Source organism: Streptomyces sp. NPDC014907 (assembly GCF_055562975.1).
The window spans coordinates 106,264-119,409 of sequence record NZ_JBVHEG010000011.1; the positions used below are offsets into that span (position 1 = coordinate 106,264).

Annotated in this window: 1 protein-coding gene; it reads left to right on the forward strand. The window is 71.0% G+C overall.

Going from position 1 to position 13,146, the window contains the following annotated elements; all coding sequences use genetic code 11:
* Position 1 precedes the first annotated feature (1 nt).
* A complete protein-coding gene (locus tag ACZ3IL_RS24685) occupies positions 2-12,952 on the forward strand; it encodes a WXG100-like domain-containing protein (RefSeq protein WP_467393486.1) in 12,951 nt (4,316 codons plus the stop codon).
* Positions 12,953-13,146: the final 194 nt, after the last annotated feature.

Genomic DNA, 13,146 nt, shown 5'->3' on the forward strand with positions numbered 1-13,146 from the left:
CATGTCCCTGCATTTCCCGCCCGAGTGCGCCTGGCTGTTCGCGGCCCTGACCGGTGAGGTCCCGCCGGACGGCGACGAGGACAAGCTGTTCGCCCTCGCCGAGGCGCACAAGGGGCTGCACGGGAAGCTCAACGGGGACATCCAGCGGCAGGTCGCCGAGGCCCTCGGCTACACGCGGAAGAACTTCGACGGCACCGCCGCCGAGATGTACCAGGAGGCGATGAAGTCCTTCCTCGGCGGCCAGAAGGGGCTCGACTACTTCAACGCGGTCACGGACCAGGCGGACCTGATCGCCACGTTCACCCGCAAGAGCGCCACCCAGCTCCAGTACACCAAGTACATGATCATCGCCCAGCTGGTGGAGCTGCTGGTCGAGGCGGCCGTGGCGGCGGCGCTCTCCTTCTTCTTCGGCGCCTCCATCGCCGCGTACCTCCAGAAGCAGGCGATCGTCCGGCTGATCATCCGCACCCGGCTGGGCCGGCTGCTGGTCGCCCTGCTCATGCACGAGATCATCAACGTCGGCATGGGCGTCGTCATGGACGGCCTCTCCCAGTGGATCCAGCTCAACCAGGGCACCCGCGACGAGTGGGACCACGACCTCACCAAGGCGGCGGCGCTCTCCGGCGCCGTCCAGGGCCTGCTGGCGGGCCCCTTCCAGGCGCTGGGCAAGATCTTCAACAAGGGTCTCGCGAAGCTGTTCGGCGACGACGCGGGCGGCCTGATCGGCAAGAAGCTGGACAACGTGCCGCCGCCGAAGAACAAGCTCGGCGGCGACCTGCCGCCCCCGCCGAAGAAGACCGCCGGAGACCTCGGCCCCACCCCGCCGCCCAAGGGCACGGTGGGCGACGACATCGCCCCCCCGCCGGTCAAGGGCAAGGGCGACGACGTCGGCCCCACGCCCCCGCCGAAGGGCACGGGCGGCGACGGCGCCGGACCCACCCCGCCGCCCAAGGGCAAGGGCACGGGCGCGGGCGACGGCGCGGGCCCCACCCCGCCGCCGAAGGGCAAGGGCGACGACGTCGGCCCCACCCCTCCCCCGAAGGGCAAGGGCGACGCCGGCCCCACGCCGCCGCCGAAGCCGACCTTCGGCCAGGACGTCACCGACACCTTCCGCAAGAACCTCCCCGGAGTGGCGGGCCCGAACCCGGAGAAGTTCGCACGCGACTTCGTCAAGGAGATGGGCGACGCCTTCGAGAACCACCTCGGCAAGGGGACCCGCGAGGTGGGCGAGAAGTGGGCCGAGACCCTGCTCTCGAAGACCGGCCGGCCGGACCTGCCCAACGCGCTGGACAACGTCCTGAAGCCCCTCGGCGACACCGTGCTCGACAAGAACATGCGGGACGTCCTGACGAACGGCACCGCCGACGCGATGGGCTCCAGCATCTTCAGGTCGTTGCGCGAACAAGGCGTGACGGGACTCTTCGAAGGCGCCCACGCGGCCGTCTCGGAGGGCATGTACAACCTGCTCTTCTCGGACGACCACACCTTCAAGACCTCCGGCCTGACCTTCGGCTCCGGCATCGTCGAGGGCCGCCTGGGCCACCTCCTGGAGACCGGCGGCGAGAAGCTGGGCCTCGGGATGCGGGACTCCCTCGGCATGAAGACCCCGGACTTCGGGACCCCCGGCGACGCGTCGGGCTCCGGGGCGGGCCCCGTGGCGGACGCGTCGACAGACGCCTCGACCGACGCGAAGCCGGAGACGGTCTCCTCCGGGGACCTCCAGAACCTCGACGTCACCGACGACGACGTCCAGGACCTGGACGTCACCGACGAGGACGACATCGAGGTACTGGACGTCACCGACGAGGACGAGGACGAGGACCTCCAGTACCTCGACGTCGGCGACGGGACCCCCCAGGGCGGGCAGCAGCACCAGCCCGGGGCCGCTCCGGTCGCCACGACCTCGACGGCGCCGGTGTCCTCGGCCTCGCCGGCCGCGTCCGGCCCGCAGAACACCGCGTCGTCCACCACGCAGAACACCCAGAGCACGCAGAGCACGCAGAGCACGCAGAGCACGCAGAGCACGCAGAACACGTCCGGGAACCAGAACCAGGCGTCCTCCGGCCAGCGTTCGGAGGCGTCCCCGACCAGGACGGACGCCAAGGGCGCGAACGGCGAGAACGCCTCCACCGCCCCCGTGCAGCCGTCGGGCCTCTCCACCGAGACCACCGCGACCACCGAGATCACGGAGAACACCGAGTCCCGCGAGAACGCGGCGGATACGGAAGAGAAGAAGAAGGAAGGGGCGGAGGAGGAGACCGAGGCGAAGCCGTCCACGGTCCAGGTTCCGGCCACCTCGTCGTCCACGACCGAGTTCTTCGTCGAGGGCACCCTGCCCCCCTCGTACGACGAGCCGGCGTTCCCGACGTCGCAGACGAGCCCGGACGACGAGATAGAGATGGTCGCCCTGTCGTCCCGCCCGGAGGGGAACAACACCCAGACGGTTGTGGCGTCCTCCCCGGAGGCCACCGCCCCCATCGCCGTCCAGTCGAACGCCCCGGCTGTCGCTCCCCCCTTGACGACCGAGTCCACGGATCTCCAGGGGGACCTCCAGGAAGCTCTCCAGGAAGAGGGGGTCGCGCCCCAGGTGGTCGCGCCCCCGCCCCCGCCCCCTGTGTCTCCGCGGCCCGCACCCCCTACGGGCGGACCTCGGACAACCGGGAACCAGACGCCGGGGAACCAGACACCCGGGAATCAGACGCCCGAACCCCTGGCGAACGAGACCCAGGACTCCCTGACGTCCGAAGAGCCGAACCGGAGCAATCCGGCTGACATCCCCCTTCCTCCCCCCTCGGCCACCGAGTCCACGGACCTCCAGGAGAGGCCCACGTCCCGAACGGCCCCCCACCCGACGGAGGGGGAGCAGGCGCCGGGGTCTCCCGTGCCCGTGCTCCAGACGGTCGGGTCGCCGGTTCCCGAAACCTTGACGGTCGAGACCTCGGAGACCGGGGACCGGACGGTCGACGTCCCGTCGGCCACGTCCCGGACGCCCGACTCCTCGGAGGGCGAGGTCCAGGAGTCCGAGAGCGGGGAAGACGAGGTCCAAAACTCCGAGACCCGCACGACCGAGGCCCCGGAGATCGAGACCCAGGAGTCCGAGGTCCAGGACGCCGAGATCCGCACGACCGAGTCTCAGGAGACCGAGAAGCGGGGGGCCGAGTCTCAGGAGACCGAGACCCGGGAAGACGAGGCCCGGGATGTGCCGGGTCCGGTGGTTGTGTCTCCGGTGGCCGGGAACCAGACGCCCGGAAACCAGACGCCCAGGAGCCAGACGCCCGAACCTCTGTCTGCCGAAGACCAGGATTCCCGGGCCGAGGCGATCGAGGAGCAGGAGACCGAGGTCTCTGCGGCCGAAAATCAGACGCCGGGGTCTCCTGCGCCCGTGTCCCAGACGGTCGGATCGCCGCTTCCCGAAACCCCGGCGGTCGAGACCTCGGAGACTGAGGAGTCGGAGCAGGACGGCCAGACCGGCATCCCTCTCGCGACCACCAGGCCCACGGACCTTCAGGAACACTCCGGGGAGGAGTCCACGTCCCTGGAAAACCAGGTCCAGGAGACCGAAGTTCCGATTGTCGTCCCGGCTCCCACCAGCCCCACCACCTCCGTGGGCGGGGCCTCGACGGTCGACCAGGGCGACCAGGGCGACCGGAGCACTCAGGAGAACCAGCCCGCCCCGGACGTCCAGAACAATCAGGTTCCTCAAGTCGAGCAGGTCGAGGAGGCCGGCCAGAACCAGCAGGACGACCAGAACAGCCGGCCCGCCCCGGACGCCCAGAACAACCAGGTTCCCCAAGCCGAACAGGTCGAGGAGACCACCCAGGCCGACAAGGCCGACCAGAACCAGCAGGACGACCAGAACAGCCGGCCCGCCCCGGACGTCCAGAACAACCAGGTTCCCCAAGCCGAACAGGTCGAGGAGACCACCCAGGCCGACAAGGCCGACCAGAACCAGCAGGACGACCAGAACCACCAGCCCGCCCAGAACAATCAGAACGACCAAGACGACCAAGACGACCAAGACGACCAAGACGACCAAGACGACCAGGAGGACCAGGACGACCAGACCTCCCAGGTCGCCCAGGTCACCCAGGCCGTCCAGCCCCCTCCGCCCCCCTCCCGCCACGTCCTCGCCTTCGGCCAGGACGGTCACAGGGGAGTCGGCGGCGTGCAGCTCTCCCCGATCGCGGACGACGTCGTCTCGTCCCTCCGGGACGGCGTCCTGGACTCCCTCGGCGTGCCGCCGGAGCGCCGGGCCGCGATTCAGGAGCAGTTGCGGACGGTGATCACCTCGCAGACGCTCATCGACAACCGGCACATGCTGATGAGCCGGGACGGCCACCGGATGACGGTGGACGACGACGGCACCGAGCTGTCGTTCCACCTGAAGGTGAACCTCTCCGGCCCCCGCCCGTCCGTGCTGGCCGGCGTCACCGGCGCCCTGCCGACCCACAACAACGAGCAGCGCCAGACGGCGGCCTCCTCCCAGACCCGGCAGACGGGTACGACCCTCTACCGGGGGTTCTCGATCCCGACCCTCTCGCTCACGATCCCGACCAGCGAGCCGTCGGCCTTCGTCACCGGTTACCCCGTCGGGGGCTCCCTGAGCTTCACCCACTGGCAGCTGGCGACGAGCAGCACCCGGACGGTGAGCGTCAACAGTACGAGCCTGCACCGGAGTTCCGAGCCTTCGCATCCGTACGACTACGACGCCACCGTGCAGCTGAAGGGGCCGCACGACACCACGTGGACCCGGCCGGAGGGTCTGTCCCCGTTCACGGTCACGGCCTGGTTCCCCGAGCACCTCAAGACGGACCGGGACGCCGCCGAGGAGATCACGGTCTTCTGGGACGGCGACGAGGCGCTGAACCGGCACCTCGACGCCACTCCGGTCTGGGCGCTGGACTCGCTCTCCGACCCGGGCCGGCTGCTGCGTGCGGCGAAGGAGCAGTTCGCCCCTCAACTGGCCGGTCTCTCCCCGGATTCGCTGCGGGAGGTCGAGCAGTTCTTCGGGATCGAGCACCAGCTCGGTGCCCTCCCCCTCCAGCGCCGGAAGGACACCGGCGGCACCAGGACCGCCGGCACCCTCTCCCCGGTCCTGGTGGACAAGAACGGCGCGGCCGTCGGCATGTTCCGGATCGTCGCCGATGTCACGCACCAGCCCGACACCCCGGACTCCCGGCGGGAGCCGGGGGTGTGGGTGCCCGACCGCTACAGCTTCGAGCGGTACGTGGAGCGCCAGGTCAAACAGGACACCCTGCGCAAGATCACCTCCGGTTTCAGCGTCGAGGGCTTCGGAGGCGTCGGCCTGCACCAGGACGCCTCTCCGGTGAACAAGGCGTACCGGGACTTCGGGGTCGGCGGTCAGATCCTCGGCAAGGCGAACCTCGGCTGGCAGAAGGACAACTCCCTCGGTACGGGAACGACGCACAGCACCAACCGCAACATGCGGGCGTCCGCGGCCAACGTCCTGTTCCCGGCCCTGGTCTCCTACCGCGTGGAGTTCATCTCCGCCACGGGCACCGTGACCGAGGCGCCCGCTCCCGTCACCGTGGAGGCCCGGATGCGGGCCCTGGGCCAGGCCCCGCCCCCCGCTCCCGTCCGCCCCCCGCTGCCGGACTCCTCGTCCACGGCGGTCGCGTCGGGTTCCTCCCCGAGCACTCCGCCGTCCCCGCCGCGGAGCTCCTACCCGGACGATCCCGTCGCCGCCCTGCCGGAGAACCTCGCCAACCTCCGGGGCGTGGGCCTCTCCGTCACCCCGCTGCACCTGAGCGGCACGGGCCTGACGACGGCGCTGGACCAGGCGCGCGGCTGGCTGCGGGACAACGGTTTCCTGCCCAGGTCGGGGATCACGACGGCGGAGAACACCCGGAGCCGGCTGGACAACCTCCGCAGCTTCGACCTGCTCACCGGCGAGGCGGCCCTGCTGGCCTCCGTCGACGAGCTGACGGACGGCGGGCTGCGGCTGCCCTTCACCACGGTCAGCCCCGACGGCCGGGTCCGCCAGGTCGAGGTCGTCCTGCGTCTGGAACGCGACGAGTCCGCCCCCGTCGTCCACCGGACCACCCTCGCGAACGTGTTCGTCTCGAACTCGGGCGGCCTGACGGACACCAGCAACAACCAGCAGTCGAGCACGCTGTCCTGGAACCTCGGCATCGGCGGCGACGTGTCCCAGCAGGACGTCCTGCCCAACCTCGCCGCCGGCTTCAAGGCGGGTCCCCAGACGGTCTGGTCCAACGCTCCCACCACCTCGTTCGGCCATTCCCAGTCCGTCCGTCCCGTCACCTCCGAAGCGAGCGAGGCCCGCGTGGAGGTGTTCCGGTTCCCCGCCCGTCTGCGGATGGAGATCCTGGAGAACGGGAACACCCTGCTCGCGTCCGCTCCCCCGTCCCTCTTCGTGCCCGCCCCGGTCCCCGTGCCCACGGCCCCGTCCTCGCTCACGCCCGCCCCCGGCCCGGTCTCCACGACCGTGCGGGTGTCCCCGGCCGACGCCGATCCCACCTCCGTGGTCCTCGACCTCGCCGTGCCGCCGAGCCGGTACACGCCGGGCGGGACCCTCCGCCCCGAACACCGGGACGAGACGGTGGTGCTGCCGGACGGCTCCCAGGTCGACGTGCTCCTCGGCAGCGACGCCCTCCAGCAGGCACTGACGGAGGCCCTGCGCCACCGGCCCACCGACGATCCCGCCCACCTGGGCACCGGCACCCGGCTGTCTCCCGCGCACCAGCAGGGCGCGGGGCTCCCGCTGCACACCGGGGACGTGAACCGGCCCGCCCCCTCCTCGGCCCTCCGGCGGCTCGCGGAGTTCGCCGAGGCCACGAAGCGGATGCTGGGCCTGTCCTCCACCACCCCCACCACCGCCCCGGCCTCCGGGGACACCGTCCCGCCCCGCCCCGTCTCCGGCTACGAGGGCTCCCTGAACCACCAGGTCAGCCCGTCCGCGCTGCTCGCCAGGGCCCACCAGATGAGCAAGGGCGTGTACGTGATCGACGGCCTCTTCGCCCCCGGCCTCCTCGGGGACGAGGAGGTGGCCGTCGAAGTGCGCATGGTGCTCAAGAACCCGGTCGACCTGGGGCCCGTCAGCCAGTTCGGCGAGACGGACCTCTCGATCGGCCAGGGCGGCACCAAGCAGACGAGCCGGACGCGTTTCGCCTGGGAGGTGAGCGGAGAGGGCGGCTACAAGTTCGGGACCACACGGCCGGAGGCCGGCGTGCCGGCGCCCTCCAACCCCGTCACCGGAACCCTGTCGGGGAAGGGCGCCTACGGCCGGGGGACGGCCCGCACGACCACGGAGTCCTCCTCCCTCCAGGTCGTGCGCGTCGCGGCCGAGAACAGCACCCAGCGGCGGATCCGCGCGGACGTGGAGTACCAGGTGACCGTCCTGCGGGGGACGAGCACGCTCAACGTCTCCCACGGGGTCTCGACCACGCGGACCCCTCCGGTCGTCGTCCCCGGAGGGATCGAGTTCGTCGCCTCCAAGGAGCAGATACAGCGCGACGGCGGGGTGCTGAAGGACTTCCTCCCCGCCGACGAGCGGACCGTCCCGCCCGGGACGGGCATCCCCCTGCCCGTCCGCTTCCTCCAGTACGGAGCGCTCGGCACGGACGCCGTCCTCTCGGTGGTCCCGCTCGGCCGCGACTCGTCGCCGCAGGACGCGCCGCAGGACGCGCAGGCGACCGCGCCCCAGGCCCAGGACGAGGGGACCCCGCACGTCCCGGCGAACGGCCGGGTGGAGGCCCCGTACCACCTGCTGCGCGACCATCTGACCGCCCTGGTGAACGAGCACGCCCCCGGCGCCCTCGTCCCCGGCGACCACCGGTACGTCCCCGGCCTGCGGACCATGATCGCCGAGTACGCGTCGACCGCCGCCCTCGCCGAGCTCGTCGGCCGGGGGAAGAACCAGGACGGCACCCCGTCCTCGCTGCCCCCGCTCGGCTTCCCGTACAAGAGCGTGTTCGGGACCACCACGCTGTCCCTGACCGTCACCACCGAGCCGGCCATGAGCCATCGGGAACTGTCCGCCCTGCGCGGCCGTTCCGCGCCGTCCGGCGCGGAGCTGGAGTACTACTCGCAGCACCGTCCGCTCGACACCGGCACGAGCACCGCGCGCACCACGAAGTGGTCGGCCGGGGTGTCCGGAAGCGTCTCCTTCCCGCTCGCGGGCGTCCCCGTGAAGGCAGCGGCGACCCCGGGGCTCGGGGTCTCCCAGGCCACGACCGTGGCCAACGCGACGGTCGCCGAGAACCGTGCCTGGGGACGCACGAACGGCGGCACCGAGTTCGACCTGCGCTACCGGTTCACCGCCGTCCTCGACGTCCCCGCGTACGTGACGGGCAGGCCCGTCAGGCATTCCTCCCCCCCGGTCGAGGCCAGGGTCACCCTGCGCCTCGGCGGCGACCAGGGTCTCGGCCCCGCTTCCCTGGACACGGCCCACGACCTTCCCCCGGAGGTCCACTCGCCGGAGAGCCTCCCCCCGGGGGTCAGGGAGCGCCTGGAGCGCCATCCGAAGCTGCGGCTCCAGGAGGCCGTCACGGTCACCGCCGTCACGAACATCGAGCAGCTGAAGGAGGCGATCACCCAGGTCGCGCCCGGCCTGATCGACGCGAAGCGGCCCGGCGCCACCGCCCACGAGGCCGTCGCGGTCCTGTTCACGGATGTGCTCCGCAAGAACGTCTCGACCCTCGGGCCGACCGGCGCCGCCGCCGCGTTCGGCGGGTTTCCGGGCAAGGGGCGGGTCGGCCTCGACCTCCGGATGAGCAACCCCCGCCTGCTCGACCGGACCATGGGCGTGACCGGCGACCACACGCGCGTCACCGGTACGACGTCCGCGACCTCCTCGGCCACCACCCGCACCTACTCGTCCCCCCTCTCCGTCACCGGACAGCACAAGTTCACGACCCCGCTGGCGCCACCGCGGAACGAGATGAGCCTCGGCATCGGCGCGACGGTGCCGACGCTGCACCACCAGACGATCCCCGGGGGCCAGGGCGGCGGCGTCGGGACGACCGCCCGCCTCTGGACGAAGATCGGCTCGGCCGGGCGGCAGGACGCCCGGAGCGGCATGAAGACCCACGAGGTCGTGGTGGACACGCTCACCACCGTGACCGGCACCAAGGGCGACACGCGGCAGGTGACCGGTACGGCGGTCATCCGCGTCCCGGAGCAGGTGCTCCTCGGCCTCGGGGTCCTGCCGGACGCGGACCGCGGGAACGGCGTCTGGGACCTGTCCGCCGGTACGCGCGAGGCGCGCGGGACGGACCCCGTGACCCACGCGCCCCGGGTGGACGACCTCATCAGGACGTGGCTCCAGGACACGCGGCAGGACACCCCGCCGCCGGAGCTCCAGATGTGGCTGAACCTCGACGCGGCCGTGGACCGGAACGCCGCGCGGACGAACGCGGAGGAGCGGGCCAGGGGGTTCGCCGCCGACCACCGGCGGACCGTGCACCTGGTCTTCCAGGACGAGAACGGCACGTACCTGACGACGTACGGCCCGGACGGCGCCGAGGTGACCAGGCAGGCCCCGCCGACGACGGCCGGCTCGACGGCCCCGGCCAACGTGTCGGCTCCGTCGGCCCCGGCCAACGCGTCGGCTCCGTCGGCCCCGGCCAACACGTCGGCCTCGTCGGCTTCGGCGGCCCCGGCCAACCTGTCGACCTCGGCGGCCCCGGTCCCGGACACCCGGACGACCGATACCGACACCACCACCGAGCAGTCCCCTCCCCGCGAGAAGGGCCGGCTGGTGGAGAAGCCGGTCCGTCCCGACGAGCTGACCTCCTTCCGCGGCGCGAAGAACACCGTGGTGCACACCGAACGCTTCGACCCCAAGAGGGGCCAGGAGAACCGGCCCGCCGGCCGGCTCAACGGCTCGTGGACCCTCATCCGCAACAGCGTGCGCCGCGAACAGCTCGCCGACGGACGGACGGTGCGGCACTTCTTCGTCACCCTGCCCTTCAAGCTCGCCGACGGGCTCACCACCGGGGACCTCGCCCAGCACCGGGACCGGATGCAGAAGACCCTCGACCAGCACGTCAACCGCGGTTACCGGCTGCCGGGCTCGGGCGACCAGCTGTACGTCACCGCCGAGTTCGTGCACGCGCCCGACCACAGCGAGGCCGTCACCCTCTCCCGTACGGACGCGCCGGCCCGTGCCGACCAGCTCCACTGGGACGTCAACGACAGCGACGCCACGATCACCCACGAGCTCCTGCACTACCTGGGCCTCGCCGACGAGTACGTCGACACCGACGCCGACAGGGACGACCGCCACCTCTTCCGGCGGGACGAACGGGCGAGCGGCGTACGGACCGAGGGCCTGATGGTCCGTCCCCGCGAGGAGACCCTGCGCGAGCTCCCCCAGGACTACCTGCGGACCATCGAGACCGTCAGCGACAACGCGGTCATCCCCCTCCACACCGCCCCCGCCACCGTGCCCGCGGACCGGGAGGACCTCGGCCCCGGCCGCGACGAAGGGTTCGAGGGACAGAGCAGCCGGGCCCCGGGGAGCGCGATGGATTCGCTCTCCTTCACGAACTCCGCCTTCGAGAAGTTCGTCGAGGGGAGCACGCGGGGTCCCTCACTCCTGACGCCCGATGAATACCGGCAGAGGGTGAAGGACAGTCACGAGGGGAAGCGTGAGATCTCCTACGTCGTGAACGCGATCGTGAGCAAGGAAACGTTCATGGGGGAGGGTAATCTCGAAAAATTCGTCGAATGGGTCACCAATGGCCTCTCCGAGGACATGCGCGGTCGGGTCGCGATCGTCGTCGGAGTGAACAGCAGCGGTTACATCGGCGGCTTCAAGTCGAAAAAGGCGAAGGAGGCCGAAGAGAAGGAGTTCGTCGAAAGGCTCGAAAGGGCAGGCATCGAGGTTCCCGTCGCCGCAGTCGCCACGCCGATGCCCAGGTGGGGAAAGGAATCTTTCCCGTACGGCCGGGCCCGCAACCTCACCATGACGAGCGAGGCCACCTTCAGGGCGATCGACGCCCTGGTCATGAAGGAGTACCACCCCTACGTGGCCTTCATGGACTTCGACGCCTACAAGCACACCACCCCCGACGGCCCGCACATCTTCGACCACTTCTCCAGGGAGCTCAGTTTCGACGAGACCTCTCCCGGTAAAGCCTCGAAACCTCTCCTTGCCCCTCTGCGCCCCCTGATGATGTCCGGAGGGTACAGGGCGCCGCATTCCGGGGAGTCCGATCTCTATCAAAAGCTGATCGAAGAGACGAAGGGGAGGTGGCCCAAGGAGAAGGAAGAGGTGGAGAAGAAGGCGAATAAGAAGAAGAAGGAGGGCGATCCCCTCCTGGCCCTGGGAGATTTTCCGTCGGAAATCGAACTCGACACCCTGATGGAAAGGTTCGTCCAGAAGGTCGAGAACGACATGCGCACGCGGGACAGAATGGCGTCCCAGTTCCCCCTCCTGCCTTACTCGCCCGAACCGAACCTCTTCGTGGACGCTCTGGCCGTCATGGTGGACGGGGGTGCCCAGGGGAACCCCCCTGCGGTCCGTTTCAGTGAGTCCAACGCGGAGTTCGAGGGTCTGGCCGAGAACCTCGCCAAGTTCGCGGCCTGGGAGATCGGGCAGAGCTACACGAACGACTCCACCCCGGAGTCCTCCGACGCCGCTGCGGTGACCCCTCTTCCCGCCGCGCGGGGAACCGCCTTCTTCACCTCGTTCCGGACCACCACCCAGACCGACCTCTCCCGCCTGTTCGTCGACATGGTCGTGTCCTGGAAGGTGAAGTCCCTGGAGGTCGGCGGCGACCTGAACGAAACGCAGTGGGGGAAGATCCAGGTGGCCCAGAGCCACACCTCCCCGGTTCCCTACCTGAAGCTCTTCCACGAGGGCGACTTCCACGCCAGGGGGACGAACCAGAAGAAGCTCGCGGACCTCCAGGACAGCGGGGACGCGCTCCGCCTGAACTTCTCCGCCGACGACCCGTGGACGAACTTCCCGGGGCAGGACGCCGAGGCCGCCGGCAGGGCGAGGGAGGTCCTCGAGGAATTCGCGGGCAAGAACCTCATGACGAAGGTCTCCCGCACGCGCACCGACGAAAACGGCACCGGCCTCCCGAACGACCCGGCCAGCAAGGTGCGCCACGCGATCAACCTGCTGTACTCCTCCGACGAGGGGTACATCCAGCGCAGTTTCCACGAGGTGGCCGCCACCTACCTCGCCGGCGACGGCATCGCGGAGACCCCGCCCCCGGACCTGGACAGCGCCGTGGCCCCCACCGGCCCCGTACCCGACCCCCCTCCCTTCCAACGGCGGCTGAGGGCCCCCTACGGTTCCTTCTTCGCCGCGCTCACCGAGGCGTTCCTCCCGGACGGCCAGCCGTACGCGCCGGCGGACCTGCCTTCCCCGCAGGCCCCGCCCTCCTCGGAGGAGGACCTGCGGGGGCACGCCGGCCTCCAGAGCCTCAGGACCGCCCCCGAGGTACGGAGCATGCTCACCACCCTCTACGAGAACCACCGCACGACCGACAGCGCCCGGCAGCTCCTCGCGAGAGCGGCGGCAGCGGGTCTGCACGTGGACGACCTCACGGCCCGGATCTTCACCGGACGCCTCCACCCGATGGAGCACCCGCTCGACCACTACCGCTTCCCGGACACGGGCGACGGGACCTCCTCGGCGAGCAGGCCCCCCGTCTTCTCCCTCGACGCGTCCGCGACCTTCCTCCTGGAGCTCTACGCCCACGCGCTCGGGCGTCCCCTGGAGGTCACCGCCCCCGACGGGACGACCCGCGGCTTCGGCCCCGAGAGCGACCTCCCGCCGATCCGGGTGACCTGGCAGGACGGCGTGGGCTGGCGCGCGGTACGGCCGGCGGACCAGCGGGAAAGTCCGGAGGACCCCGGGGAACCGCAGGGGTCCGGGAAGGAGCCGGGTTCCCCGTCGGGCATTTCCCCCCTCGCCCAGAGCGCCTTCGACAAGCTCACCGGCAGCTCCTCGTGACCGCCCTCCGCACGGGCGAGGCGCCCATGATCGAATCGGAGCGACCGGACAGGGGAGGGCGCATGCGACAGGGTGACGGCGAACGGGCGGGAAGAACCCCGGAGGGCGGGCCCGGAGGACTGCTGCGGAGACTCACCCGCCGCCGGAACGCCCCCGCGCCGGCCGTCGCGGAACCCGCCGCGCCCGGCCCCGGG

Excerpts from the sequence above, each read along its gene's own strand:
- ACZ3IL_RS24685 (WP_467393486.1), top strand. The coding sequence starts at position 2 with ATGTCCCTGCATTTCCCGCCCGAGTGCGCCTGGCTGTTCGCGGCCCTG.